The sequence below is a fragment of the Geobacillus sp. GHH01 genome, assembly GCF_000336445.1.
Taxonomy (GTDB): domain Bacteria; phylum Bacillota; class Bacilli; order Bacillales; family Anoxybacillaceae; genus Geobacillus; species Geobacillus zalihae.
This window is the reverse complement of record NC_020210.1, coordinates 3,009,069-3,035,290: the sequence shown is the minus strand read 5'-3', so window position 1 is coordinate 3,035,290 and position 26,222 is coordinate 3,009,069. Positions and strand designations below refer to the sequence as shown.

Annotated in this window: 31 protein-coding genes; 22 read left to right on the top strand and 9 right to left on the bottom strand. The window is 54.4% G+C overall.

Annotated features, from left to right (window positions below):
* Positions 1-89: 89 nt before the first annotated feature.
* The 4 genes from GHH_RS15005 (at position 90) to thrB (ending at position 4,427) form a co-directional block, all read left to right on the top strand.
* Positions 90-1,064, top strand: a complete 975-nt coding sequence (locus GHH_RS15005) for a D-glycerate dehydrogenase (RefSeq protein WP_015375729.1) — start codon at positions 90-92, stop codon at positions 1,062-1,064.
* Positions 1,065-1,156: 92 nt separating this feature from the next.
* Entirely contained in the window at positions 1,157-2,455 is a 1,299-nt protein-coding gene (locus GHH_RS15000; protein WP_011232434.1) for a homoserine dehydrogenase, read from the top strand.
* Entirely contained in the window at positions 2,455-3,516 is a 1,062-nt protein-coding gene (gene thrC / locus GHH_RS14995) for a threonine synthase (protein WP_015375728.1), read from the top strand. Before GHH_RS15000 ends, thrC begins: the two co-directional genes overlap by 1 nt.
* Positions 3,513-4,427 carry a homoserine kinase gene (thrB, locus tag GHH_RS14990; protein ID WP_014196662.1) on the top strand — a complete coding sequence of 305 codons (915 nt, stop codon included), beginning with the start codon at positions 3,513-3,515 and terminating at the stop codon, positions 4,425-4,427. The genes thrC and thrB overlap by 4 nt, the downstream gene beginning before the upstream one ends.
* A gap of 236 nt (positions 4,428-4,663) precedes the next feature.
* Here thrB and GHH_RS14980 read toward each other — a convergent pair whose 3' ends face one another.
* The gene (locus tag GHH_RS14980) at positions 4,664-4,906 is read right to left on the bottom strand and encodes a NifU family protein (protein ID WP_011232431.1); all 243 of its coding nucleotides are present in this window, start codon (positions 4,904-4,906) and stop codon (positions 4,664-4,666) included.
* An 84-nt stretch (positions 4,907-4,990) separates the two neighbouring features.
* On the opposite strand from GHH_RS14980, the gene GHH_RS14975 reads away from it, so the two are divergent.
* A complete protein-coding gene (locus GHH_RS14975; protein WP_015375727.1) occupies positions 4,991-5,344 on the top strand; it encodes a YuzD family protein in 354 nt (117 codons plus the stop codon).
* A gap of 38 nt (positions 5,345-5,382) precedes the next feature.
* On the opposite strand, the gene GHH_RS14970 is transcribed toward GHH_RS14975, so the two are convergent.
* A complete protein-coding gene (locus GHH_RS14970) occupies positions 5,383-6,453 on the bottom strand; it encodes an NAD(P)/FAD-dependent oxidoreductase (protein WP_011232429.1) in 1,071 nt (356 codons plus the stop codon).
* A 171-nt stretch (positions 6,454-6,624) separates the two neighbouring features.
* Here GHH_RS14970 and GHH_RS14965 point away from each other — a divergent pair, with 171 nt between their 5' ends.
* The 4 genes from GHH_RS14965 (at position 6,625) to GHH_RS14950 (ending at position 8,910) form a co-directional block, all read left to right on the top strand.
* Positions 6,625-6,864: a YuzB family protein gene (locus GHH_RS14965; protein ID WP_011232428.1), complete on the top strand. Its 240-nt coding sequence runs from the start codon at positions 6,625-6,627 to the stop codon at positions 6,862-6,864.
* 133 nt (positions 6,865-6,997) lie between these two features.
* Entirely contained in the window at positions 6,998-7,870 is an 873-nt protein-coding gene (dapF, locus tag GHH_RS14960) for a diaminopimelate epimerase (RefSeq protein ID WP_011232427.1), read from the top strand.
* A 151-nt stretch (positions 7,871-8,021) separates the two neighbouring features.
* The gene (locus GHH_RS14955; RefSeq protein WP_011232426.1) at positions 8,022-8,387 is read left to right on the top strand and encodes an iron-sulfur cluster assembly accessory protein; all 366 of its coding nucleotides are present in this window, start codon (positions 8,022-8,024) and stop codon (positions 8,385-8,387) included.
* Positions 8,388-8,607: 220 nt separating this feature from the next.
* A complete protein-coding gene (locus tag GHH_RS14950) occupies positions 8,608-8,910 on the top strand; it encodes a lipopolysaccharide assembly LapA domain-containing protein (protein WP_011232425.1) in 303 nt (100 codons plus the stop codon).
* 161 nt (positions 8,911-9,071) lie between these two features.
* Here the strand turns inward: GHH_RS14950 and GHH_RS14945 are convergent, their stop codons facing one another.
* Complete coding sequence (locus tag GHH_RS14945; RefSeq protein ID WP_190299993.1) at positions 9,072-10,070, bottom strand: NAD(P)/FAD-dependent oxidoreductase; 999 nt, start codon at positions 10,068-10,070, stop codon at positions 9,072-9,074.
* A gap of 281 nt (positions 10,071-10,351) precedes the next feature.
* On the opposite strand from GHH_RS14945, the gene GHH_RS14940 reads away from it, so the two are divergent.
* From GHH_RS14940 to GHH_RS14925, 5 genes are all read left to right on the top strand, one after another.
* On the top strand, positions 10,352-11,575 hold the full coding sequence (locus tag GHH_RS14940) for an NAD(P)/FAD-dependent oxidoreductase (RefSeq protein ID WP_015375722.1): 1,224 nt from the start codon (positions 10,352-10,354) through the stop codon (positions 11,573-11,575).
* Positions 11,576-11,694: 119 nt separating this feature from the next.
* Positions 11,695-12,198, top strand: coding sequence for an NUDIX domain-containing protein (locus GHH_RS14935; protein ID WP_041470750.1), 504 nt, complete (start codon positions 11,695-11,697; stop codon positions 12,196-12,198).
* A gap of 123 nt (positions 12,199-12,321) precedes the next feature.
* Complete coding sequence (locus GHH_RS19245) at positions 12,322-12,459, top strand: YuiA family protein (protein ID WP_013144343.1); 138 nt, start codon at positions 12,322-12,324, stop codon at positions 12,457-12,459.
* Positions 12,460-12,585: 126 nt separating this feature from the next.
* Positions 12,586-12,909, top strand: a complete 324-nt coding sequence (locus GHH_RS14930; protein WP_015375720.1) for a YuiB family protein — start codon at positions 12,586-12,588, stop codon at positions 12,907-12,909.
* 228 nt (positions 12,910-13,137) lie between these two features.
* Entirely contained in the window at positions 13,138-13,776 is a 639-nt protein-coding gene (locus GHH_RS14925; protein ID WP_013144345.1) for a 3D domain-containing protein, read from the top strand.
* 17 nt (positions 13,777-13,793) lie between these two features.
* On the opposite strand, the gene GHH_RS14920 is transcribed toward GHH_RS14925, so the two are convergent.
* Entirely contained in the window at positions 13,794-14,603 is an 810-nt protein-coding gene (locus GHH_RS14920) for a cobalamin-binding protein (RefSeq protein WP_015375719.1), read from the bottom strand.
* A gap of 184 nt (positions 14,604-14,787) precedes the next feature.
* Here GHH_RS14920 and GHH_RS14915 point away from each other — a divergent pair, with 184 nt between their 5' ends.
* The 3 genes from GHH_RS14915 to GHH_RS14905 all read left to right on the top strand — a co-directional run bounded on the left by GHH_RS14915 (position 14,788) and on the right by GHH_RS14905 (position 18,192).
* On the top strand, positions 14,788-16,281 hold the full coding sequence (locus GHH_RS14915) for a leucyl aminopeptidase (protein ID WP_020278461.1): 1,494 nt from the start codon (positions 14,788-14,790) through the stop codon (positions 16,279-16,281).
* Positions 16,282-16,555: 274 nt separating this feature from the next.
* Positions 16,556-17,176 (top strand): DUF47 domain-containing protein, encoded by a 621-nt coding sequence (locus GHH_RS14910; protein WP_015375717.1) that lies wholly within the window; start codon positions 16,556-16,558, stop codon positions 17,174-17,176.
* A gap of 17 nt (positions 17,177-17,193) precedes the next feature.
* Positions 17,194-18,192 (top strand): inorganic phosphate transporter, encoded by a 999-nt coding sequence (locus tag GHH_RS14905; RefSeq protein WP_015375716.1) that lies wholly within the window; start codon positions 17,194-17,196, stop codon positions 18,190-18,192.
* 109 nt (positions 18,193-18,301) lie between these two features.
* Here GHH_RS14905 and GHH_RS14900 read toward each other — a convergent pair whose 3' ends face one another.
* Complete coding sequence (locus GHH_RS14900) at positions 18,302-18,907, bottom strand: biotin transporter BioY (RefSeq protein ID WP_011232414.1); 606 nt, start codon at positions 18,905-18,907, stop codon at positions 18,302-18,304.
* Between the two features lie 173 nt (positions 18,908-19,080).
* Between GHH_RS14900 and GHH_RS19240 the strand changes: the two genes are divergently transcribed.
* Positions 19,081-19,239, top strand: a complete 159-nt coding sequence (locus GHH_RS19240; RefSeq protein WP_011232413.1) for a hypothetical protein — start codon at positions 19,081-19,083, stop codon at positions 19,237-19,239.
* A 710-nt stretch (positions 19,240-19,949) separates the two neighbouring features.
* Positions 19,950-20,102, top strand: coding sequence for a hypothetical protein (locus GHH_RS19235; RefSeq protein ID WP_014196648.1), 153 nt, complete (start codon positions 19,950-19,952; stop codon positions 20,100-20,102).
* 293 nt (positions 20,103-20,395) lie between these two features.
* Here GHH_RS19235 and GHH_RS14895 read toward each other — a convergent pair whose 3' ends face one another.
* The 3 genes from GHH_RS14895 to GHH_RS14885 all read right to left on the bottom strand — a co-directional run bounded on the left by GHH_RS14895 (position 20,396) and on the right by GHH_RS14885 (position 22,644).
* Entirely contained in the window at positions 20,396-20,743 is a 348-nt protein-coding gene (locus GHH_RS14895) for a hypothetical protein (protein WP_011232408.1), read from the bottom strand.
* 120 nt (positions 20,744-20,863) lie between these two features.
* On the bottom strand, positions 20,864-22,186 hold the full coding sequence (locus tag GHH_RS14890; RefSeq protein WP_015375715.1) for an ArsB/NhaD family transporter: 1,323 nt from the start codon (positions 22,184-22,186) through the stop codon (positions 20,864-20,866).
* A 20-nt stretch (positions 22,187-22,206) separates the two neighbouring features.
* A complete protein-coding gene (locus tag GHH_RS14885) occupies positions 22,207-22,644 on the bottom strand; it encodes a hypothetical protein (RefSeq protein ID WP_011232406.1) in 438 nt (145 codons plus the stop codon).
* 371 nt (positions 22,645-23,015) lie between these two features.
* Between GHH_RS14885 and kapD the strand changes: the two genes are divergently transcribed.
* The 3 genes from kapD (at position 23,016) to GHH_RS14870 (ending at position 24,509) form a co-directional block, all read left to right on the top strand.
* On the top strand, positions 23,016-23,636 hold the full coding sequence (gene kapD / locus GHH_RS14880) for a 3'-5' exonuclease KapD (protein ID WP_015375714.1): 621 nt from the start codon (positions 23,016-23,018) through the stop codon (positions 23,634-23,636).
* Between the two features lie 77 nt (positions 23,637-23,713).
* Positions 23,714-23,929, top strand: a complete 216-nt coding sequence (locus GHH_RS14875) for a hypothetical protein (RefSeq protein ID WP_011232404.1) — start codon at positions 23,714-23,716, stop codon at positions 23,927-23,929.
* Positions 23,930-23,984: 55 nt separating this feature from the next.
* Positions 23,985-24,509: a superoxide dismutase family protein gene (locus GHH_RS14870; protein WP_015375713.1), complete on the top strand. Its 525-nt coding sequence runs from the start codon at positions 23,985-23,987 to the stop codon at positions 24,507-24,509.
* Between the two features lie 406 nt (positions 24,510-24,915).
* Here GHH_RS14870 and GHH_RS14865 read toward each other — a convergent pair whose 3' ends face one another.
* A complete protein-coding gene (locus tag GHH_RS14865; RefSeq protein ID WP_041470749.1) occupies positions 24,916-26,091 on the bottom strand; it encodes a MalY/PatB family protein in 1,176 nt (391 codons plus the stop codon).
* Positions 26,092-26,222: the final 131 nt, after the last annotated feature.

The window sequence follows — 26,222 nt, the reverse complement described above, 5'->3', positions numbered from 1 at the left end:
CCTGCCGTTAAACCCTAAGGACAACTTCCCGTTTTTTTTCGGCCAAAGTTGTGATAAGATTTAGAAAAAACGATGCGGGAGGCTGCACCATGACGAAGCCGTATGTATTCATTACGCGAAAATTGCCCGAGGACGTGGTCGCGCCGCTTTTGGCCATCGCTGAAGTAGAGATGTGGCCCCATGAAGATATGGCCGTGCCACACGATGTGCTCGTGGAAAAGGCGAAACGGGCGACGGCCATCTTGCCGATGGTGTCTGATCCGATCGATGAAGACGTCTTGTCCGCCGGTTCGGCGCTCCGAGTCGTCGCCAATATGGGCGTCGGCTACGATAACATTGATGTAGCGGCGGCGTCCCATCGAGGCATTCTCGTTTGCAATACACCCGATGTATTGACCGATACGACGGCCGATTTGACGTTTGCGCTTTTATTGGCCACCGCCCGCCGCCTTGTCGAAGCGGCTATGTTTTTGAAAGAAGGGAAATGGAAAAGCTGGAGTCCGTTTTTGCTTGCGGGCGCCGATGTCCATCATAAAACGATCGGCATCGTCGGCATGGGGAACATCGGCCAGGCAGTGGCGAAACGGGCGAAGGGGTTTGACATGAACATTCTGTATTACAACCGCTCCCGCCGTCCGGAGGCGGAAGAGAAGCTTGGCGCCGTCTATCGTCCGTTCGCCGACTTGCTTTCAGAGAGCGATTTTGTCGTCTGCTTGACGCCGCTCACCTCCGAGACGCGCCATTTGTTCAACCGCGAGGCGTTCCGGCAAATGAAGAAGTCCGCGATTTTCATTAACGCGGCGCGCGGAGCGGTCGTCGATGAACAGGCGTTGTATGAGGCGCTGGTCGGCGGGGAGATCGCCGCGGCGGGATTGGATGTATTTGAACACGAGCCGGTCGCGGCCGATCATCCGCTCGTTTCGCTTCCGAACGTCGTCGCCTTGCCGCATATCGGCAGCGCCACGTACGAAACGCGGCGCGCCATGATGACATTGGCGCGCGACAATATCATCGCCGTGCTCGAAGGACGGCCGCCGCTGACGCCTGTGAACCGGATCTCATAAAAATTTTCATTGCCAAATGGCCGATCGTCTTTTATAATGTCTACTATAAAAATACAAATGTCTACTGTACGTAAACAGAAGGGGCGGGAATCATGGAAAAACCAATTTTGGTCGGATTGTTAGGATTAGGAACGGTCGGGAGCGGCGTGGTCAAAATTATTGAAAACCATCAGGAAAAGTTGATGCATCAAGTCGGGTGCCCGGTGAAGGTGAAAAAAATCCTTGTCCGGGATGTACAGAAACCGCGTGATGTCGCCGTTGACCCGTCGCTCCTTACGACGAGTGCGGCTGAGGTGATTGACGATCCAGACATTGATGTCATCATCGAAGTGATGGGCGGCATTGAGGAGACAAAAGAGCTGCTATTGCGGGCGCTGCGCCAAGGGAAGCATGTCGTGACCGCCAATAAAGACTTAATGGCCGTCTACGGGTCGGAGCTGCTTCGGGTGGCGGCGGAATACCGCTGCGATTTGTTTTATGAAGCGAGCGTCGCCGGCGGCATTCCGATTTTGCGCAGCTTGGTTGACGGCTTGGCGTCGGACCGGATTACGAAGCTCATGGGCATTGTGAACGGGACGACGAACTACATTTTGACGAAAATGTCGCAAAACGGTGCTTCCTATGAGGACGTGCTCGCTGAAGCGCAGGCGCTCGGGTTTGCGGAAGCCGATCCGACGTCAGACGTCGAAGGGCTGGATGCGGCGCGGAAAATGGCGATTTTGGCCCGCCTTGGCTTTTCCATGGACATCGACTTGGACGATGTGCAAGTGAAAGGCATCACTCAAGTGACGGAGGAAGACTTGAACTACGGGAAGCGGCTCGGCTACACGATGAAATTGATCGGCATCGCCCAGCGCGACGGGCAGAAGGTCGAGGTGAGCGTCCAGCCGACGTTTTTGCCGGATTCGCATCCGTTGGCGTCCGTGCACAACGAATACAATGCGGTGTACGTATACGGCGAAGCGGTCGGAGAGACGATGTTTTACGGGCCGGGGGCCGGGAGCTTGCCGACGGCGACGGCGGTTGTCTCCGACTTGGTCGCGGTGATGAAAAATATGCGCCTTGGCGTCAACGGCCGCTATGCCGTCGCGCCGCAATATGAAAAGCAGTTGAAGACGCCGGCGGAAATTTTCTCGAAATACTTTTTGCGCATTCATGTCAAAGACCAGGTCGGCGCGTTTGCCAAAATTACGACGCTGTTTTCCGAGCGCGGGGTGAGCTTTGAGAAAATTTTGCAATTGCCGCTGAAAGAGGATGGCCTAGCGGAAATCGTCATCGTTACGCATGACGCCTCGCAGCAAGACTACGAAGACATTTTGCAGCAGCTCGGCGATTTGGAAATCGTCGAACGGGTGCAAAGCTCGTATCGAGTGGAAGGAGAGAAACGGTAATGGCATGGAAAGGACTGCTTGACGCCTACGGCGATTTTTTGCCGCTCTCTGCGGCGACGCCGAGGCTGTCGCTTTGCGAAGGGAATACGCCGCTCATCCCGCTGCCGCGCTTGTCGGAGGAGCTCGGCATTGCGCTCTATGTCAAGGTCGAAGGGGCGAACCCGACCGGTTCGTTTAAAGACCGCGGCATGGTGATGGCGGTGGCCAAGGCGAAAGAGGAAGGAAGCCATACGATCATCTGCGCCTCAACCGGCAATACATCGGCTTCAGCGGCCGCCTACGCGGCGCGCGCCGGCATGCGCTGCCTCGTCGTCGTTCCGAACGGCAAGATCGCCCTCGGCAAGTTGGCGCAAGCCGCCATGTACGGCGCGGAAATTTTTGCGATTGACGGCAACTTTGACGAGGCGCTGAAGATGGTGCGCCGGTTGAGCGAAACGGCGCCGATTACGCTCGTCAACTCGGTCAATCCGTACCGGATCGAAGGGCAAAAAACGGCGGCGTTTGAAGTGTGCGACCAGCTTGGGCGCGCCCCGGACGTGCTCGCCATTCCAGTCGGCAACGCCGGCAACATCACCGCCTATTGGAAAGGGTTTAAGGAGTACCATGGAGCGAAAGGAACGGGCTTGCCGCAAATGCGCGGCTTTGAAGCGGAAGGAGCGGCGGCGATCGTCCGCAACCGGGTGATTGAACAGCCGGAGACGGTGGCGACCGCGATCCGCATCGGCAATCCGGCGAGCTGGGACAAAGCGGTCGAGGCGGCGAGCGAGTCGCGCGGGAAAATTGATGAGGTGAGCGACGCAGAAATTTTGGCCGCCTACAAGCGGCTCGCCCGGACGGAAGGCATTTTTGCCGAACCGGCGTCATGCGCGGCGATCGCCGGGGTGATCAAGCAGCGCGAACGGAACGAAATCGAACGCGGCAGCCTCGTCGTCGCGGTTCTCACTGGCAACGGATTGAAAGACCCGGCCATCGCCTTGGAGACCGCGGCGATCGAACCGATCGTGCTGCCGAACGATGAACAAGTTGTCTTGGAGCATTTGCAAGGGGTTGTCCGGGCATGAAAGAAGACGAGATGTTGAAGATCGTCGTGCCGGGAAGCACGGCGAACCTAGGGCCCGGGTTTGACTCGATTGGGCTCGCGGTCAATCGCTATTTGACGCTTGACGTCCGCTTGGCGGATGCGTGGTCGTTTGCGCCGAAAACGGCGGAAGTGAGCGGCATTCCGCGCGGGACGGACAATTTGGTGTATCAAGTGGCGGCGGAGACGGCGGACGTTTACGGCCGCCGGCTGCCGAGCTGTGCAGTCGATGTGTACAGCGACATTCCGTTTACGCGCGGGCTCGGGAGCAGCGCGGCGGCGGTCGTCGCCGGCATTGAGCTCGCCGACGCGCTGCTTGGGCTTCAGTTGCCGCGCGAGCAAAAGATGGAATTGGCGACCCGATACGAAGGACATCCGGACAATGTCGGCGCCTCGTTGTACGGGGGGCTTGTCATCGGCTGCTGCCGCGAGGCGGGCGTGGATGTCGTCCATATTCCACAATTGGATGTGGAGCTTGTCGCTATTATTCCGGAGTATGAACTAGAAACGAAAAAAGCGCGCGGGCAGCTGCCGGAACAATGGCCGAGAGAGCGGGCGGTCGAGGCGAGCGCCGTCAGCAACGTTCTCGTCGCCGCGTTGCTCACGAAAAACTGGGAGCTTGCCGGCCGGATGATGGCCGCCGATCTGTTCCATCAGCCGTATCGGAGACAGCTCGTTCCGGAACTCGAGCGGGCGGAGGCGCTCGCTCTTGAATACGGAGCGATCGGTGCGGCGCTGAGCGGAGCGGGGCCGACGGTGCTCGTCTTTGCCGAACCGGGCCAAGGAGAGCGGCTCGCGCGCCGGCTGCGCCCGCATTTTCCGACGTGCGAAATCGCGCGTCTTTCCGTCGAGCCGCGCGGCAGCCGCGTCTACAAGCTGGCGCTTGAAGCTTGAACCTTCTTGGGCGCCGGCGCGAACAGAAGTCCGTTCAGCGGCCTGGCCGTTTCGCCGCCGCGCTTGGGAGCGGGCGAAAGATATGACGGTTTTCCTTGCACAATTGGAAGGAAACGAAAACGGAGAAGCGCCCGATCAGGCGGGTTGTGGCTGCCCATCAAAAGCCTCCCCGTCGGCTCGCCGCCCCGCTGGCGATAAAAAAATCCGAACAGCGGCCGCTGTTCGGATTTTTCATATTAAAACACTTGTTCCACTTCGACGACGCCCGGCACTTCTTCAAACAAGGCGCGCTCAATTCCGGCTTTGAGCGTAATCGTCGAGCTCGGGCAGCTGCCGCACGCGCCGAGGAGGCGAAGTTTCACGACGCCGTCTTCGACATCGACGAGTTCGCAGTCGCCGCCGTCGCGAAGCAGGAACGGACGCAGTTTATCTAAAACTTCTTGCACTTGTTCTTTGATTTCTTGATCCGTCATTTCCATCGACTCCTTTCCTTAGTTTTTATTATAATCATAGTGACAAAAAAAATCTAATGATAAATTTTGCTTTTGCAAAGGGTGACAACGATGACATTCAAGCCGGTTGAAATTTGTGTGTACGGGGCTGACGTCATTTGCCCGGCATGCGTGCAGCTGCCGTCGTCGAAAGAAACGTACGAGTGGCTCGAGGCCGCGCTGCGCCGCAAGTATCCGGATCAGCCGTTTGTGATGACGTACGTCGACATTTTTGCGCCGCCGGCCGATGACGAGGAGAAGCGGGAGCTCGCGCAGACGATCGTCGAAGAAGATTGGGTGTATCCGGTCGTGGTGATCGAAGGAAACGTCGTCGCCGAAGGCAACCCGCGGCTCAAGGCGATTTGTGCAGAAATGGAAAAATTCGGGTATCAACCGTCGGCGCCGGAAGGGAAAAAGGCGGAATGAACTCCGCCTTTTTCGCCGAATAAGGGCCAGTTGTGCTGTCAGTACCCATGGTGATGCTTGTACATCCACAAAATGCCTGATTTCAACAAACGCGGCACCCGGCCGGTGAGCGGGCGGTCGGCGAGCAAGCCGAAGCCGTGCTTTTTGCCGAGCGAGCCGAGAATGCCTTTTAATTTGATCGGCGGGAATTCGCTCGGTGGTTCTTCGCCGTTCCACCGCTTTTGCAGCACTTGGACGATTTGCTCGGCTTGCGCTTCAGCGAGCTGGGCGCTCGGGGAATGCGGCAGGCTCGCACAGTCGCCGACGACGTAGGCGTTTTCATAGCCGGGGATGTGATGGCGCTTCGTCAGCACGACGCGGCCTTGCTTGTCCTTTTCGACATTCAGTTCGCGGACGACGCGGTTGGGCTGAATGCCGGCCGTCCAGACGATGACGTCGCACTTGACCGGCTCGTCGTGGTTGTACAAGACGCCAGGTTCGACTTTCGTGACGTTGGAGTTGCGGACGATTTCCACCTTGTGTTCAACGAACCATCCTTCCACATAATCGCTCAACCGTTTCGGAAACATCGGCAAAATGCGCTCACCGCGGTCAAACAGCTTGATGTGCAAGTCCGGACGGCTCTCCGCCAGTTCGCTGGCCAGCTCGACGCCGCTCAATCCCGCGCCGACGATGCCGACCGTCGCTTTCGGCGGCAAATTGTTCAGCGCTTCATAGGCGGCGCGCGCCTTATCGATCGACTGGATGCTGTACGTATGCGCCTCGGCGCCCGGCACCCCGTGGTATTTGTCTTCGCAGCCCAATCCGATCACGACATCATCGTAGCGGACGCTGCTCCCATCCTTTAAATGGACGAGCTGCTGGTCGAGATCAATCGAGACGACTTCGCCGAATTGGTACACAAGCTGCGGATGTTCCGGAAACGGGACGCGGATGTGATGGTCGCTGACCGTTCCCGCGGCCAAGGCGTAATATTCCGTTTTTAAACAATGGTACGGAACGCGGTCGATGAGGATAATATGAATGTCGTTTGGCAATTCGTCCGGGAGGAGGCGCTGCAAAATGCGCATATTGCCGTATCCTCCGCCAAGCAATACAAGTTGTCTCATCGTGAAAAATCCCCTTTTGTCGAGTTTCTAAAGCCGACAATGCCATAGAAAAGTATAACGAAATTGTGACAAAAGAACAATCATTTTTCCGCTTCCTCGATCGAACGAGCATGTTCATTGACGCCGCGCCGGAAAACCGCTACGATGGGAAGCAGGAAGGTGAACATGCGCATGATGTTGCCAATCATCGAATTTTGCATCAGCAACTTAGCCAGCGGGTCGTACAAAGCAATGGAAATGTTGGAAAAGGATCCGAACTTGGACATCATTGAATACAGTTGCTTAAGCTATTGCACACGCTGCGCGGAAACGCTGTTTGCGCTCGTCAACGGCGAGTTTGTCAGCGGCGAAACGCCTGAGCAGCTCGTGGAAAATATTTATCGGCATCTCGAGGAAAACCCAATGTTTTAACGAAAAAAGGAGGATGTCCGCGATGCGGCATCCTCTTCAATGTATAATGAAAAAACGGGGGATATTCCCATTGTGCCCAGGAGATGCCGCCATTATACATGCGAAGCGCAAAAAATGTTCAGGAGGGAGTCATGTGCGTTCTTTTTCGTTTACGAAAATGCATGGATTGGGTAATAGCTACATATACGTTGATCTGTTCCGGGAAACATTGCCCGAGGAGGAGCTGCCGGCGATCGCCCGCAGCGTCGCCGATGTCCACACAGGCATCGGCTCCGATGGCTTGATTCTCATTTGTCCATCGGAGAAAGCGCCAGTCAAAATGCGCATTTTTAACAGCGATGGCTCGGAAGGGAAAAACTGCGGCAACGGCTTGCGCTGCGTGGCGAAATACGCGTACGAGCACGGCATCGTCAGCGACCGCACCTTTTTGATTGAAACGCTCTCCGGGCTTGTCGAAGCCCGTGTTGCAGTAGCAGATGGCGAAGTGACAAGCGTGACGGTCGATATGGGCGAGCCGCGCCTTGAGCGGAGCGCCATTCCGATGCTTGGTCCGGAAGCGGAGCGGGTCGTCGCCGAGCCGTTTGCCATCGCTGGGGGCGAATATGAAATTACGGCGGTGTCCATGGGCAACCCGCATGTGATCTTTTACGTTGATGACATCCAAAAAGCGCCGGTGACGACGCTTGGCCCGCTCGTGGAAAAGGACCCGCGCTTTCCGGAAGGGGTGAACGTCGAGTTTGTCGAAGTGGTGAACGAGCGCGAGCTTCATTTCCGCGTCTGGGAGCGCGGCTCCGGCGTGACGCAGGCGTGCGGGACCGGAGCGTGCGCGGCGGTCGTCGCTTCCGTGTTAAACGGCAAAACGGCGCGCGGGGAGGAAACGGTCGTCCATTTGGCCGGCGGCGATTTAACGATCGTATGGGGGCACGACGGGCGCGTGCGCATGACCGGTCCGGCGGAGACCGTGTGCACCGGCGTTTATTACTACCGAGGCGGGCGGAACGGTTGAGCATCGAAAGGCAAAGACGGTATACTATGAAGTAAGATCGGAATCATTCAAGGGATTCGCCCCATCTGAGCCGTCGGGTGAAAGCGGGCGAACCTGTCGAAAAACGGCCAAGTTGTTTGGCCAGTGTCAACCGTTAAAGGAGGGATCATGGATGGCAGAGGCAGTTATTACGCTGACAGAAGCGGCAGCGTTTCAAATCAAAGATATGATGAAAGAGCAGGAAGAAGAGGGCGCGTACTTGCGCGTCGGCGTCCATGGCGGCGGCTGCAGCGGGTTGTCGTACGGCATGGGCTTTGACCATGAGCGGCGTGAGGATGACATCGAATTTGAGCAGCACGGCATCAAAATTTTGGTGGACCGCGACAGCGCGCCGATTTTGCGCGGAACGGTCATCGACTATAAACAGTCGCTGCTTGGCGGCGGGTTTACGATCAACAATCCGAACGCCATTGCGACATGCGGCTGCGGCTCCTCGTTCCGCACAGCGACCAATGCCGGCACGCCGGAGCAATGCTAAGCAGGCGGGATGACGTCCATCCGCCCGGCAGAGGAAAACGGCCTGCCTTGCCGTGACGTCGGGCTCTTGAGAAGGCCGGTTTTCGCCGCACGGCCGGTTGAAAACGCGGGCGTGTACCGACTGGCGAAATGTTGGAAGGGTGGTCTTTCCCTCACGAAATTGGGGAAAACGGCCGCGCTCCAACATCGGCCTTTTCGGGAGCGCCAAAGGAGGAGAAACGATGAAAGGACAAATCAATGTCATCTTGGCGCTTGTCTTGGCGCTCATTGTGGCGCTGCTGGCGGTGGCGAATGTCGAGCAGGTGACGATCCATTATTTAGTCGGCGAAACCCGCTTGCCGCTCATTATCGTCATTTTAGGTTCGGCCGTCCTTGGCGGCCTTGTCGTCGGCATGCTCGGATGGGTGCGTTTGTTCAGCCTGCGCCGGCAGGTGAAGCTGCTCGAGAGAGAGCGGGAGGAATGGACGAAAAACAAGGCTGGGAATACTGATGGCGAGTCGGTTTCGCTGGAGCGAGAGGGATGAGGCATGAGTATGGCGCCCCCAACAAAGAGGGGCGCCTTTTGCTTGAAAAACGGGTGTGGACGGGGCGGGCTATATGAATGGCTCCAATCAGTCGGGATGCGGCGTTAAGGCGAAATGCCGAGCGCCCCTTCGCTTCCGCTTGTTTTCCCGACGGAGCGCCATTAAAACAGCGATGTCGAGTGCGCCGGCTGCATCCGCGCCGTCGGGTCGATGTACGTTTTGGCGCTGCTGATGGCGATCGGCGCTTCGCCAAAGCCGCAGGCGATCAGCTTGATTTTCCCGTCGTACGTGCAAATGTCGCCCGCCGCATACACGCCGGGGATGTTCGTTTCCATCCGCGAGTTGACTTTGATCGCATTTTTTTCGATGTCAAGCCCCCAGTTTTTGATGGGGCCAAGCGAAGAAATAAAGCCGTAGTTGACAATGACGGCGTCGACATCGATCGTTTCTTTCGTTCCTTCTTTCACATGCTCGAGGATGACTTGGCGGATGGCGTGTTCATCGCCGACGAGTTCAACGGGCACAAACGGCGTTTTCACTTGCACGCTGGACTTCTTGAGCTGCTCGACGCTATGTTCATGGGCGCGGAATTTGTCGCGGCGATGCACAATCGTGACGCTTTGGGCGATCGGTTCGAGCATGAGCGACCAGTCAACAGCCGAGTCGCCGCCGCCGCAGACGAGCACGCGCTTTCCGGAAAACTGCCCCAAGTCGTTGATGAAGTAATGCAAGTTTTTTCCTTCATAGCGGGAAGCGCTTTCGATTTCGAGCCGACGCGGCTGAAAGGCGCCGTTTCCGGCGGTGATGATGACCGTTTTCGAATAATGGATTTGTTGATTGGTGACGAGTTTAAACGTTCCGTCCTCCTGCTTTTCGAGCGTGTCGACCGACTCGTTTAGGCAGACGGTCGGCGAAAATAGGTTCATCTGCTCTTTCAGCTGGTTGACAAGCTCTTGGGCGCGCACTTTCGGAAATCCGGCGACATCATATATGTATTTTTCCGGATATAACGCGGCCAGCTGCCCTCCAAGCTGCGGAAGGCTTTCGATAATTTTGACTTTCATTTGCCGCAAGCCGCCGTAAAACGCGGCAAACATCCCAGTCGGCCCGCCGCCGATGATCGTGACGTCATACATCGTGCGATCTTCTTTCATCAACATCCCTCCCTGCATGAAATGGATGGCTGCACAACTCTATCTTACCATAAATCGACGCTGTCCAAACGAAAGAAATTTTTTAGGACAAAACGGCGAAAAAAGTCTTGAAATGGGAAAGAAAAACGACTAATATGATGAGTGGAGAAATTGTTAACGTTTTGTGACAGTCTCCCGACATTTTTTTGGCAAGGAACGTGAAGTATTTCACAAATTTTGCTCAATAAAAACGGGGGCCGCAGCAAAAGCTATAAGAAACGTGTGGAAAAAAATTAAAAAGGGTGGAAGTGATTCAGGTGAGAAAGCCAAACGTTGTCATTTTAGGCGCTGGCTATGGCGGGTTGATGACGACCGTTCGCCTGCAAAAGCTCATCGGCGTGAACGAAGCGAACATTACGCTCGTCAACAAGCACGATTACCATTATGAGACGACATGGCTTCATGAGGCGTCGGCCGGGACGCTGCATCATGACCGTGTCCGCTATCTGATCCGCGATGTCATCGACCGGAACAAAGTGAAATTCATCCAAGATACGGTGACGAAAATCATTCCAAACGAAAAGAAAGTGCTGCTTGAAAACGGCGAGCTGACGTACGATTATCTCGTCATTGCCCTTGGGTTTGAATCAGAAACGTTCGGCATCAAAGGGTTGAAGGAATACGCATTTTCGATCGCCAATGTCGACGCCGCGCGGCAAATCCGCGAACATATCGAATACCAGTTTGCGACGTACAACGCGGAAGAGGAAAAGAAAGAGGAGCGATTGACGATCGTCGTCGGCGGGGCGGGATTTACCGGCATTGAATTTTTAGGCGAGCTCGCCAACCGGATGCCGGAGCTGTGCCGCGAGTATGACATCGACCCGCACAAAGTGCGCATCATTTGCGTGGAGGCGGCGCCCACGGCGCTGCCGGGCTTCGATCCGGAGCTCGTCGAGTACGCGGTCAGCCAGCTTGAGCGCAAAGGAGTCGAGTTTCGAATCGGCACGGCGATTAAGGAATGCACGCCGGATGGCATCATTGTCGCCAAAGGTGATGATGTCGAGGAAATTAAAGCCGGCACAGTCATTTGGGCGGCCGGCGTGCGCGGCAGCCGCGTCATCGAGGAATCTGGATTTGAAGCGGCGCGGGCGCGCATTAAAGTGGACCCGTACTTGCGTGTCCCGGGGCATGAAGACATTTTCGTCGTCGGCGACTGTTCGCTCGTGATTGATGAAGAAACGAACCGCCCGTATCCGCCGACGGCGCAAATCGCCATGCAAGAAGGCCAGCTGTGCGCGAAAAACTTGGCGGTGCTCATCCGTGGACAAGGGGAGCTGGAGCCGTTTAAGCCGGATATTAAAGGGACGGTTTGCTCGCTTGGCCATGATGATGCCATCGGCGTCGTGTTCGGCAAAAAGCTGTGGGGCGCCAAAGCGAGCTTCATGAAAAAAGTGATTGACAACCGCGCCCTGTATTTGATCGGCGGTTCGTCGCTTGTGATGAAAAAAGGCAAATTTAAATTTTTCTAATCGATCCAAAAAGCTCCCGTGATGGCGGGAGCTTTTTGCATGGCAACGAAACAGGGATCCGCCGCTCGATTGTCGAAATACAAACGGTGCATAACGATCGGGAGAAAAGGATGAGGACGATGGACAACAAACGAGGAAACGTTTGGATTGCGGCGGCCGGACTGGTCATAAACGAGAGCGGGGAATGGCTCGTTGTCAAGAAAAAATACAGCGGGCTAAAAGGCAAATGGTCGCTGCCGGCCGGGTTCGTAAAGCCGGGGGAAATGCTTGATGAGGCGGCGGTTCGGGAAGTGAAGGAAGAAACGGGGATCGACGCCGAACCGGTCGCGCTTCTTGGCTTGCGCACCGGCGTCATCGCTGGGGAGATCAGCGACAATATGGCGATTTTTCTGTTGCGCCCGCTCTCGCGCGACATCGTCGTGCAGACGGATGAGCTGTATGCCGCCGCGTTTTTAAGCAAAACGGCGCTTCAGAATGATCCGAACACATCAGGCTTGCTTCGCTATTTGTTGGCGCTCGAGCCGCTTGATTCCCTTTCGCTGCATGATGGACTCAATCCCGGCGATCCGTTCGGCTACACGAAATACCGCCTTTACTTCGAATCATCGAAATTGAAAGAATAGTCAAGAAAATAAAAGCGATCGAAAGATGTATCCGCTTACACGGACGAAAATGGGGGAGAATCGCCGTTTGTTTTTACAGAAAATTTTGATATATTAACAAAAAAGAAACGGAGGGGAACATCGATGACAAAAACATGGACCATAAACGACTGCCCGTACTGCGAGGGGCATGGATACGTTCAGCTGCTTTTGGGCGGATCGGAAACGTGCTACAGTTGCCAAGGAACCGGAAGCGATGGCGAAGAGGATGACGACCATTGACGTTCGTCTGAGGATATGAAACATCGTTTGGAAACAATCAGGCGATCATAAAGAAGAGAACGAACATTGACGGTCATCCGCCCGATCCAGTACACTGAAAACGGGTGTACGGGAGGTGAAGGGCGGATGCAAATGAGTTTGCCGGTTGTTTTGATTTCGATGGTTTTATTTTTTGTGTTGTTTTTTGGCATTGGTTTTTTGTTGAACATGATTTTGCGCATGACGTGGATTTTGGCGGTCTGCTTTCCGTTGATTGCGGTTTTCATTATTGATGATGTGCCGTTGACGCGCTATTTCACCGCGCCGTCCGAGGCGTTCGCCGCGCTCGGCCGGAAAATCACTTCGCTGGCGGCGGCGGATCTGTTGATTTTGTCAAGCGGATTTGCCGGCGCTCTTTGCGCCGGATGGGCGATCCGCATGCTGCGGGCGAAAGGGTATCAAATGTTTTAGAGCGTCTCTGCCTTGGGCAGGGGCGTTTTTTTTTGTGAACAGCGCTGATGAGCGCCTGAGCGGATCACAACGTCGGTTCGTGTATGTTTTTGGCAAAACGCACAAGCTTTGCGCTCGGGTTTCACAATGAGGTTGTTCATGGACGGTTTTTTCGTTTTTTGTCTCATTCGCAATGAATATTTCGATTTTGGATGGAGATAAATAGAGGTGTGAGAGGAGTTGAGAGCATTGAATGGGTTTAGGCAGTTCGTGCGCCGAACCGCGATGACGCTGCTGTTTTTGGCGGCGCTCTTTGCGACATTCGAGTCCGTTTCCGGGGTTGACGCGAAGACGGTTCTCCATCCCTTTCCGAGCGCTTTATCGATGGATCATCAGCCCGTCTGGGGAATGAAAGAGCTCGCGAAAAACGGGGGCCGCTCCGTTTTGCGGCTTGAGGATCATTTTGACTGGTCAAAATATCCTTCCGTTGAAGTGGTCGCCACCGGCTATACAGCCGGTATTGAATCGACCGGGAAAACGCCCGATCACCCTGAGTATGGCATCACGTACTCCGGCGTCCGCGTCAAGCGCGACCTTTATTCGACGATTGCCGCGGATTTAACTGTGTTTCCGATCGGCACGATTTTGTTCATCCCCGGATACGGGTTCGGCGTCGTCGCCGACAAAGGCGGGGCGATCAAAGGCCATCGCATTGACTTATACTATGAAACAGTCGAAGATGTATATAAATATTGGGGAAAACGAAAAGTCAATGTCTATATCGTGCAAAAAGGCGATGGCAAGCTGTCAGAAGAAGAGTTGAAGCGGCTGAACGAAGATGAAACGATGCAAGTGTTTCGTCAACAATATTTGGAATCGAAAAGTTAAAGGAGGGCTCCCGCTCGTCAGCCGCCAAGGAGCGGATCGCTGTCGTCAGCGGGAGGGAACAGCGCCGGATGCAAAAGCGGCGCCAATTTTTTTAATCCGACCAAGAGGCGCGGAGACGGACGGCAATAGAGCGATTCTTCCAAAATATGGATGTTCCCAGTGCGGACCGCCTCGGCCTGTTGGGCATTCGGGCGCGCCGTGACGGCTTTCGGGCTCATTTTTTTTGTCTGCACGCCGACCCAAACGAGCAAGATGTGCGACGGATTGCGGGCGAGAACGTCGTCCCATTCCGTTTGAACGCTCGCTTGCGGGATGTCGGAGAAAATGTTGCGCCCGCCGGCGAGCTCACTTAGTTCGCTCAGCCAGTTGGCGCCGCCCGGTGTGAAGATCGGCCGCGGCCACCATTCCCAATAAAGGCGGGACGGTTCAGCCGATGCGGCCCGCTCGCGATGCCAATCAAGCACGTCATGATAGCGGCGGACGAGTTCGGCCGCTTTTTTCGTTTCGCCAAGCGCCTCGCCAAGCCGAAGAAGGTCGTTGGCAATGTCATCGAGCGAATTCGGCGCCAGCACGAGATGCGGGAGCCCGCGCCGTTTGAGCTCCTCGACGTTGCGCTCCATGCCGGGCACGCTTAGGGATGCGACGACGAGATCCGGTTTGAGCGCCTCGACTTGATCCATATCAATGCGCAGATCCGGCCCGACTTTCGGCAGCTGCTTCACTTCCGGCGGCCAGTCGGACGAATCGTCGACGGCGGCGACATCGCCAAGGCGGCCGAGATAGGCGAGCAGTTCGGTGTTGCTTGGACAAAGGGAAACGATTCTCATCAGCGTCGGTCCTTTCTACATCATCGTGATGATTACGGATTCGCCTTGCCTTGCGTGATTTCCTGTCCGTTTCAGCTGATTTTTTTGCATGAACGCAAGGAGAGAAAAGTTAGATAGTCGAAAGAATCGCTTTGCTTCGCTATAATGAAGGTGGGAATGAATCAACATGGAAAGGGATGAGACGATGTTTACGGTAAAACCTTTGCCGTCGGTGGAGGAACGGGATGAAGCGCTTGTCATCGGTTTGTTTGAAGGGGCGAATTCATGGAGCGGCCTTGCCGGCGAATACGATGCCCGTCTTGGCGGACGGCTGTCGGAACTGCAGAAAGAAGGCGATATTTCCGCGAAGCGGGGGCGCATCGCCACCGTTCATCCATTTTTGCCGATGGGGGCGAAGCGGCTGTATTTCGTCGGTCTCGGCAAAAAAGAAGAGTTGACGTTTGAGCGGCTGCGCGAGGTGTTCGGCAAGCTGTTTCGCGCGTTGAAGCAGGCGAAGCGGACGAAAGCGGCGGTCGCGCTGGACACGTTTACGACCGAGGCCGTCGATGGAAACGAAGCGGCGCACGCCTTGGCGGAAGCCTATCACTTGGCGACGTATGAATTCCCTGGGTATAAGCAGAAAAAGTCACAACCGGACTACCAGCTCGAATCGCTCATCGTCTACACGGCGGCCGAAGCGGCAGAAATTGAAGCGAGCTTGTTTGTCGGTTCGGTATACGGGAAGGCGACGAATTCGGCGCGCACGCTTGTCAATACGCCGGGGAATTTGCTGACGGCGTCGGATTTGGCTGATTATGCCGTGAAGCTCGCGAACCGATACGATTTTGACTATGAAGTTTTGGAGAAAGAAGACATGGAGCGGCTCGGCATGGGAGCGCTTTTGGCCGTCAATCAAGGCTCGAAACAGCCGCCCAAACTGATCGTCTTAAAATACCAAGGAAAAGACGAGTGGGAAGACGTGATCGCCCTCGTCGGCAAAGGGGTGACGTTCGATACGGGCGGCTATTGTTTGAAGCCGCGCGACAGCATGGTCGACATGAAAACCGATATGGCCGGCGCGGCGGCGGTGCTCGGGGCGATGGAAGCCATCGGCGAACTGCGGCCGGAACAAAACGTGCTCGCCGTCATTCCGGCGACCGACAATATGATCAGCGGCGAGGCGTTCAAGCCGGACGATGTCATTACGTCGCTGTCCGGAAAAACGATTGAAGTGAAAAACACGGATGCGGAAGGACGGCTCATTTTGGCCGATGCGGTGACCTATGCGAAACAGCACGGCGCCAGCTATATCATCGATGTCGCTACGTTGACGGGCGGAGTGATCGTCGCCTTGGGCACGGACAAAACGGGCGCGATGACGAACAATGAGGAGCTGTTTGAGCAATTGCTTGAAGCGTCGATGGAAACCGGGGAGTTCATTTGGCGGCTGCCCATTACAGAAAACGACCGCGAGCGGGTGCGAAGCAGCAAAATCGCCGATTTGAACAACTCTCCGGGGCGCGAAGGGCACGCCATTATGGGCGGGGCGTTTATTGGCGAGTTTGTGGAAGATACGCCGTGGGTGCATTTGGATATCGCCGGCACGGCCGCCACAAAGAAAGACGGCGACCTCGGTCCGGCTGGGGCGACAGGCGTGATGGTGCGCACGCTCACCGCGTTTGTCGAGCGGTTTGAATAAAACGAACGCCGGCAGGCTGATCGACAGGCGCTGCCTTGGCGCAGAGGCGCCCAGTGTGAGGGCGGGGTATGCCGGCAGCGAACGAGCCGAAGCGGACGTGCATAGCTTCGGCTTTTGTTTGGCACGCTACTATAGTACATAGCAGGAAAAGCGAACAGAATGTAAATGTAGTGTAAATTTCGTGTAAAGTTTTTTGTTGTCTTATTGTAAATGCTGTGTAAATTGTTACAATAAGTAGCGGTGATTTTGATTTCGCAAATGGAGGGTGTCCGATATGATTTTTTCACCGAAAAAAGACGTTTTCTTCGACATGTTGTTTACGATTTCGGAAAATGTGAAGGAAGCGGCGCAATATTTTGTCGAGTATAAGATTCAAAGCGTAAGCGACTTGAAAGAATTTGCCCGCGTCATGAAAGAGTACGAACGAAAGGGCGATTCATTCATCCATGAACTGGTCGTCCAATTGAACAAAACGTTCATTACGCCGATCGAGCGGGAAGACATCCACCAGTTGGCGATGAAAATGGATGATGTGCTTGACGGGTTTGAGCAATGTTCGGCGCGGTTTGAAATGTTTTCGTTCACGGACATCGATGAACATATGGTGAAGTTTTTTGACTATATTTATCAAAGCACGATTGAAATTGTTCACGCCCTCGAACTGCTTGCGAACAAAAAATTGCTCGATATGCGCCAACATGCCATTAAAATCAAGGACTATGAAACGAAGTGCGACGAAATTTTGCGCGCGTCGATCAAAAACTTGTTTGTGACGCAAAAAGACCCGATTAAGCTCATCCAATACAAAGAGCTTTACGAAATGTTGGAAGAGATTGCTGACAGCTGTGAAGATGTCGCGAATACGCTCGAGACGATTATCATGCGCAACGCGTAAAAGGGGACGTTGTTTTTATGGATATGATTTTAGTCTTGACGATATTCATTGTGGTTTTCGCGTTGGCGTTTGACTTTATCAACGGCTTTCACGATACGGCCAACGCCATTGCCACATCGGTGTCGACAAGGGCGCTCACGCCGCGTCAAGCCATTATTTTGGCTGCGACGATGAACTTTATCGGCGCGCTCACCTTTACCGGCGTCGCAAAAACGATTACGAAAGACATTGTCGATCCATTCACCCTTGAGAACGGTTCTCTCGTCATTTTGGCAGCGCTGGTTGCTGCCATTGCCTGGAACTTAATTACGTGGTATTATGGCATTCCGAGCAGCTCGTCGCATGCACTCATCGGTTCGGTCGCTGGGGCAGCCATTTCCGCCGCTGGCTGGGATGTAATCCACTACCAAGGTTTTCTTAAAATTTTGGAATCATTGATTATTTCTCCATTTTTGGCGATGGGTGTTGGGTTTGTCATTATGAGTTTGTTTCGTTTCTTATTTAAAGACGCCAATTTAACAAGAACAACCAAAGGGTTTCGTCTATTTCAAGTTGTAACGGCTGCATTGCAGGCGTATACGCATGGAACGAATGACGCCCAAAAAACGATGGGCATCATTACGATGGCGCTGATCGCTGCCGAAATGCACCACTCAGATGTCGTGCCGGAATGGGTGCGCATTTCTGCCGCCTTAGCCATGGGATTGGGGACGGCTGTCGGCGGATGGAAGATCATCAAAACGGTCGGTGGAAAAATTATGAAAATCCGCCCTGTCAATGGGGCGGCAGCGGACTTATCCTCGGCGCTCGTCATTTTTTCCGCCACGTTGTTGCATTTGCCAGTCAGTACGACGCACGTCATTTCCTCGGCCATCATGGGGGTCGGCGCCGCCCAACGGGTGAAAGGCGTCAAATGGGGCGTCGCCCGCCGCATTGTGCTGACATGGATCATCACCTTGCCAGTGTCAGCGTTGATTGCTGGGTTTGTGTACCAGGTTCTCCGTTTATTTTTCTAACGAATGAAAGAGGGTGTCCCAACAGATCGGGACACCCTTTCTTATTGTTTTTCCTATGTTGTGTTTTGTTTAAGGAAAATTTCCCTTTTGGGTCAGACTCTTTTCGTGTTTAGGCCGCCGAACGGTCCGCGGCGGAGGAGCGTCCGATCGCCCGGCAAATCCTTGGGGCGATCAAGCCGGCGACGATCGACAACAAAATGTCTTTCGGCAGCGGGGCAAGCATCCAGCCCCACACCATGCCGTACGAAAGCCCTTCCGGCGCTTCCGCCCATAGTTTGTACGCCATGTACATCCAGTTCGTGCCGATGACATAGTTGATGACCATGCCAACGAGTGCGGCGGTGACGAAACGAGCTTTTGACGCCGGCTGCGGGCCGCGGTTGATGACCCATCCGGTCGCATAAGCGGCAACGATAAACGAAAGAATGAAGCCAAATGTCGGTTGGAAAATCATCGACAGTCCGCCGTTGAATTTGGCAAACACCGGCACGCCGGCGAGGCCGACGAGCATGTACACAATCATCGCCACCGCACCGAGCCGCCGCCCGAGCACCGCTCCGGCCAAGACGCAGAAAAACGTCTGCAGCGTAATGGGAACACCGCCGACGACAAGAAACGGCGCCCACGACGTAATGTTCGCCCCGATCGCCATCAAGGCGACGAACATGGCGGCGAGCGTCATGTCAATCGGTCGAAGTGAAGTCCGTCCTTCCATATGTAAACCCCCTTTTTTTGTCCGTTAACAAAATCGTACCGAACAACCGCTAGGCTGTCAATCCTCTTTTTTTCGGCGGATGATAAAGCGGCTTGGGGGGATGATAAGAAAAACGACTCCTCGAGCGCTTCATGCGGACAACGCGGCGAGGAGCGTGAAAGGAGGTCTTGTCAATGGATCGGTTCGTGCCGGATGAGGAACTGAAGCGGGCGAGCAAAATGGGGGCGAACGAAGACATCATCCATACAAGCAAACACGACGACGGCTACGATTTGCGCACCCCGGCGGAAATCGGGGCTCGGCAGCCGACGGATGAAAACGGCAATGCGTAAAAGAAGGGGTGCGGATCGACAGGAAAGAAAAACGTCTTGGACCGATTCGCGCCTCGAAAAAGCCGGAGGATCGAGCGAAAAAAGATGGCCGCCTCCCCATCGAGTTCCCTTAGAGAGGTCTTGTCGTTCTGATAAAATGCTGCCGGCTCGAATGTCGTGCTCGTTTTTCAATGGGTTTTTCGGCATGAAAAGAGAAGAAAATGAATTTATTGATTTTTATGAATAAATACCTATTTTTGATATGGTAATAAAGTTCCTTTTTTTTATTTCCAGTAAGATTTTAATTGTAAATATATAGTTTATTTACCATAACGTGTACTTGGTAAGAGACTGAGGTAGCGTCAAAAGTTCTATGAAAAACCCAAACAGACCATAAAATATAATAATTACCTGGAGGATTTACTCTTTTCAGAATAAATAAAGGGTGAACTCAATTTGTTAGAGATCGTTTTGATTGTATTGTTTTTGATCGGTTTGTTCGTTTTCGTGGTTTACTATGATATTGGCTGATTGAGAAGAATGAAAGCATTCGATATCTTTACAACCTCGGGATTCCCACAACGTTTATCGGCCTTTCGCTGCTTGTTCACGTCATTCCGCTATTCGTCTGTTTGTTCCGTTCTAATAAGAAAAATGTAGAGAAAGCCTGAATGTTGGATGCATTTTGATGAAGGAGAACCGGTTTCCATGAATCGAAAAAAAGGTTTGTCTTGTTTGTTGCCGTGCTGATGGTTATTTTCTTTTTCGTCTACATGTTTGAAGAACAAGTGCTGCGCTTTTTAGACTACAAGGCGGTCAAGCTGACGATGTTGATTTCTTTGATCACGATCATTGTCGGTGATATCATCTATCGACGTACGTAATCGGATGCGCAGTGTGAACGGAAGGAGCCGTCGGGAGACGATGTCCGGGCAAGTTCGTTGAGGCGTTGGTGCTGGACGGTGATGAGACGACGGCTTTTTTGGTTCACTAAAGTCGGCGGCCGGATCAAGAACCGTTTTTGTGTGAAAGGGGTTGTCTACCCGCTTTGTCTGGCGGGACAGGGCGCAAACGACAACACCGCTTCCAGCGCCATGCATGGTCTGGAAGCGGCGCCCGCCTCGATCGAAGCGGTGAATGGAAAAGATTCCAAAACGATCAGGGTGAAAGACGAGACTCACCTAAAAGGCGGAAACACGTTCCAACGCAAGCCGATGACGAGCTGGCAGCACGGAAACGCGCCAGGCGGCGGCGACAACGTCAGGCGGATGCCGTCGGGATTGAAATACACATCGGTTTTCGAGCGGATGCCAAGCGAGCGGATGAGGCGCTTCACTTCATCCGTTTTTCCTTCTTGGGCGGCCGACATGACCGAGGCCGCAAACGAACGGGATTCGGCCAGTTTTTTCAAAACGGTGGCAGCATCGTTCATCAGCGTCTGCGCCGTGGCGGCGGACTGGGAAAAGAGCGCCGGGTCGATCGGAGGGTACGGGCCGGCCGGCATCCGCGGGAACGGGGTGAACATGGCTGCTTGCGCCTCCTTTCCGGAAATGGAATCCGATATTACGATATGTGCAAACAGCCAAAAAGGAGCGAAGCCAAACGGCGATTTCGCTCCTTCTTTATGCATTGCGCAGGCGGGACGCTATAAATAGCGCAGCCATAAATAGGCATGCGACAGGAGCAAGGCAATGAGCGTGAGCGGCGCGCCGATTTTCAAAAAATCAACGTACGTAAAGCCATGCCCTTCGCGCGAGGCCATGCCGGCGACAATCACATTCGCCGAGGCGCCGATGAGCGTCCCGTTTCCGCCGAGGCAGGCGCCAAGAGACAAGGCCCACCACAGCACGTCAATCTGCGGGGCGTCTGGAGACAGTCCCATGCCGACTGCCATATCTTGAATGAGCGGGATCATCGTGGCGACGAACGGGATGTTGTCGATCGTCGCTGAGGCGACGCCGGACAGCCAAAGGATGAAATAAGCGGCCGTGGAAATATCGCCGCCAGTGACATCGAGCGTTTTTTCGGCCAATAATTTGATCAGGCCGATGTCAACGAGCCCACCGACCAAGACGAACAGACCGGCGAAAAAGAAAATCGTGCCCCATTCGATCGAATGAAAGACATCCTCCAGTTCGTGCTCCGGCACGGCGATGAGCATGAGCACGACCGCTCCGGTCATGGCGATGACGGCCGCATCGACATGAATGACCGAATGAAAAATAAAGCCAAGGACGGTCAGCCCGAGCACGGCGACCGATTTGCGCATCAGCTTCGCATCTTGAATATAATCGGCGTCGCGAAGCTCTATCAGCTTTTGAATCAACGCAGGATCGGTTTTCAGCTGCTTGCGGTAAACGAATGCGAGCAGCGCGACCGTCACAATGGCGATGACGATGACGATTGGCGTCAAGTTGAACAAGAAAGCGTTGAAATCGAGATGCTTGTTCGCCGAGCCGATCATAATGTTCGGCGGGTCGCCGATCAATGTCGCCGTGCCGCCGATATTGGATAAGAGCACTTCAGAAATCAAATAGGGAACGGGGGTGACTTGGAGCATCCGTGTAATTGAAAACGTCACCGGCACGACAAGCAGCACGGTGGTCACGTTGTCCAAAAACGCCGACAACAGCCCGGTCAACAGTGAAAGCATCACCAAAATGCGGACCGGGCGGCCTTTGGCGAGTTTCGCTGCTTTAATGGCCATGTATTGAAAAAAGCCGGACTTGCTCGTAATGCCGACCAAGATCATCATTCCGATCAGCAGCGTGATCGTTCCCCACTCAATATGGTGGGTGAACGCTTTTTCGATGTCAACGATGCCGAAGATGACCATGAGCGCCGCCCCGAGCAAGGCGATGACCGCGCGGTGGATTTTTTCAGAAATGATGATCGCGTATACAACCAAGAAAACGGCAATGGCAAAATAATATTGAAGATTTGACACGTGTGCGGCAGAATGATCCATTCGTACTCCTCCCTTTCCAGTTATGTCGTCATGTTGTGAAAACCGCTCCCGCACGCCGGGCATGTCCAATCACTGCGCTCGCTGGCGGCTTCACGAACATAAAACGTAAATGAACAATGCGGACAAGGGATTTCGCGCACCCGATCCATCAACATCCGCCGCCTCGGTTCGGCTGGAGCATTGGTGTCAATGATCTCGACATGGATGTCGTCGCGCGATTCGTCTTCCGCGATCACGTTTCCTTCCGCTTCATCTTTTGTGCGCCAGCGGCCGCCGAGCACATGCTGCTCAAGTTGGCTGTGCGAGGAATGTTCAAGCATTTCTTCAGCCAGTTTCATGTACTGGCGGTCCGTCAGCCCGCTGAACGGAAGGTTCTTCTTCTGTTTTTTCCAATACGCCCGCAGTTGGTCTTCGGTGAAAATCCATGTAACAATCTGATGAATCACGACATTTTTCATCCCATCCACCCTCCTTTTTCTTGATCATATCATAGAAGGCTGGTGATTTAACAGGAAATGCGGCTCAACCATAGCATTTCTTCAATGCATCAACCTTATAAATGCTGCTCTTCTCTTCACTCAAGAACCATCGGTTTAGGGGAAATGGTTGTTTTTCGCCGATCTTGTAAAGGGTGGGGGAGAAAAAACGATTGGCTTGAATGGGAAGCGTCCATCCGCCCTTCTTCTTTTTCGCCAAGGCTTTCGTTGATTCCTACGGCATCCGCCTCTTTTTCGCCATTTTCTGAAAAAAGAAATAAACAATCGCTTCTGCGTGATATAATAATAGTAAGACGGACGGCAACAGCGTGCCGGAAAGGGGGGAAGCGACGATGGACAGCCCGCAATATTTGTTTCTCGATTTTGAATTTACGATGCCGGAGACGAAAACAAACCCGAACGGGTTTTGCCCGGAAATTATTGAAGTCGGCCTTGTCGCGGTTGTTGACGATCAGATCATCGGCCAATTTTCTTCCTATGTGAAGCCGCTCCGCTTTCCGCAGCTCACGGAACGGTGCAAGTCGTTTCTCAACATCACCCAAGAACAAATCGACCGCGGAATGAGTTTTTATGAGCTGGTTTCCTTGCTTCGGCAATATGACCGCGAACGCCCGACGACAGTGATGACGTGGGGGAGCATGGATATGAAAGTGCTCCGGGAAAACTGCCAATCGGCGCAAGAGGAATTCCCATTCACGGGCGAGCATCGTGATTTAGCCATGGAGTATAAGCGGTTTTTCGGCAACAAAAACCAAACCGCGCTGCGCAAGGCGGTGCAAGAGTACGGCAATGAGGCGGTTGGAAAAGCCCATTGCGCGCTCGATGATGCGTTCACCGCGTATACGATTTTCCGGCTGGTGGAAAACGACAAAAAATATTTGGCGAAGACAAAGCCGCCGACGATTGGAGAACGGATTGATTTGACCCAGCTGCGAAAAAAATTCGCTTTATAGCCGGCTGCGTTGGCGGCGGCTTTTTTTATGTTATAATAGAAAGTGGACGATTTTTTAGGCAGAAAGGTTGTTTCCTTATGTGGCCATCGGTGCTGAATTTATTTTTGTACTTTCCAGAAGACAAACGTGAATACATTCCCGCAGCCATTTCGTTTGCTGTCTTCTTCTTGATGGCGGTGTTCACGATGCGGCTCATCATCATCATCTCCCGGCGGCAGGAGAAGGAAGCGAAGCGGCTCGAAGAACAGCTGCTTGGAAAACGAGAGGAACGGAAGGAGCCGCCCGGAGTATAAACGAGCCACCCTCCGGCAATACTGGCGGATAACAAGTGATGCTGGAGGGTGGTTCGTGTTGCGAAAAACGTACGGTGTGGTGCTGGCGGCAGCGCTCGTGTTGTCCGGCTGCGGCCAAGAGAATGGAACGAGCCGGACGGTGGAGATGATCAATGCGGATGGCGATTCGATCGGTACGATCGAGTTGACTGAACAGGCGGAAGGGGTGCGGCTGAAGCTTGACTTGGAAGGCCTCCCGCCGGGAGAGCACGCCATTCACATCCATGAAAACGGAAGCTGCAAACCGCCCGATTTCCAATCGGCCGGCGGTCATTACAATCCGGACGGGAAAAAGCACGGCCTTCTCCACCCGGAGGGGGCGCATGCCGGCGATTTGCCGAACATTATTGTGAAGGATGACGGCACGGTCAACGTCGAGTTGAAGGCGCCCAATGTGACGCTGAAAGAAGGAGAGAAAGGCTCGCTGCTTACGAAAGACGGAACATCGATCGTCATTCACGCCAAGAAAGACGACGGCATGACCCAGCCGGCGGGAGATGCCGGCGGACGGATCGCCTGCGGGGAAATCAAGTCGTCGTGAAACAGGGGCTCGCGCGCGGGCCCCTGTTTCACGTTGCCGGGGCAACGCTTCGCATGACAAATGCGAGAAAGTGACGGTTGCACAGCTTCTGCTGCACATGGATGGCGGAACGGAGCAACAGGTCCGGCGCTGCTTCTTTTCCCTTTCGCCATCCGCTTGGCCGCTCTTCTTTGGTGCAAAGCTATATAGATGCAACGAAATCGTTTAACATATCCTTGACGGAAAAGTGGCTCATCCATTTTTGACTGTCGAAGGCAAGCCGTAGGCTTGCCTCCGTCACGCTAAGGCGTGACGGAAGACCGAACAACGACTCGCTTAAAGACCCATTCATGGGTCTTTAAGCGGTGTTGTTCGGTCACTCGACAGTTGGATGAAATGACCGGTAAAAACGAAAAATGTTAAAGCTTTAAATTGCATCTATATAGCGCAGCGCCGTCGCCAGCCGCCGCAGCCCTTCCTCCAGCGTCGGGCGCGGGCAGGCGATATTCAAACGGATGAAGCCGACGCCTTCCTGGCCGAATTTGCTGCCGAACTCGACGGCGAGTTTTCCTGTTTCAAGGAGCCGACGCTTCAGCTCCGCCTCGGAAAGGCCAAGGCCGCGGCAGTCGATCCAGACAAGATACGTCGCCTGCGGCCGGATCACGCGGAGCGGCGGCAAGTGTTCCGCTAAATAGGCAACCGTCATGTCGATGTTTTGCCGCAAGTAATCAAGCAAGGCGTCAAGCCACGGTCCGCCATGGCGGTAGGCCGCTTCCGCTCCGACGATGGCGAACGCATTCAGCGTAAAAAAGCCGTGCCGCTGCTGGACGCGGCGGAACGCCCGGCGCCGCGATTCGTCGGGAAGGATGACTTCCGCTGCCTGCAAACCGGCGAGGTTGAACGTTTTCGTCGGCGCGCGGAACGTGGCGCTTTGCGCGGCCAGCTCTGGGTGGAGGGAGGCAAACGGCGTGTGTTTGGCTGGCGGGAGCGTCAAATCGGCGTGGATTTCGTCGGAAAGGACGAAGACGCCGTGCTTGAGGCAAAGTTCTCCCAGCCGTTCGAGTTCTTCTTTTGTCCATGATTTGCCTCCCGGGTTGTGCGGATGGCAAAGGATGAGAAGTTTGGCATCGGGCAGCTTTCGCTCCAAGTCGTCCCAGTCGATCGCATAGTTGTCTTCCTCAAGGCGCAGCGGACTGAATAGAAGCGTGCGGTCATGGCGGCGGACGAGATCAAACAGCGGCCGGTAGACCGGGGAAAAAACGATGATGCGATCCCCTGGTTCGGAAAACGCTTCGATGGCGGCGGCGACCGCCGGCACGACGCCGTGAGCAAACACGAGCCAAGACGGATCGATCGTCCAGTCATGACGGCGTTCAAGCCATTGGCACACCGCTTCTTTGAGTGAATCGGGAATGACGGTGTAGCCGAACACGCCGTGCTCCACCCGTTGCCGCAGCGCTTCTTGCACTTCTTTCGGTGCGGGAAAATCCATGTCGGCGACCCACATCGGCCATACGTCTTCGCGGCCGAACACGCGATGAACGTCATCCCATTTCACCGACAGCGTGCCCCGGCGGTCGATGACGCGGTCGAACGGAAACATGATCGCGCCTTCTCCTTTCTCAGCACGCGAACGATGCGGTCCTTTCCCTTCATCGAATGGAAACATTGTTGCATCTTCTCCCTTCTTTTTTTCGAATCGATGGCTTATAATGGGTTATATCATAGCATCAA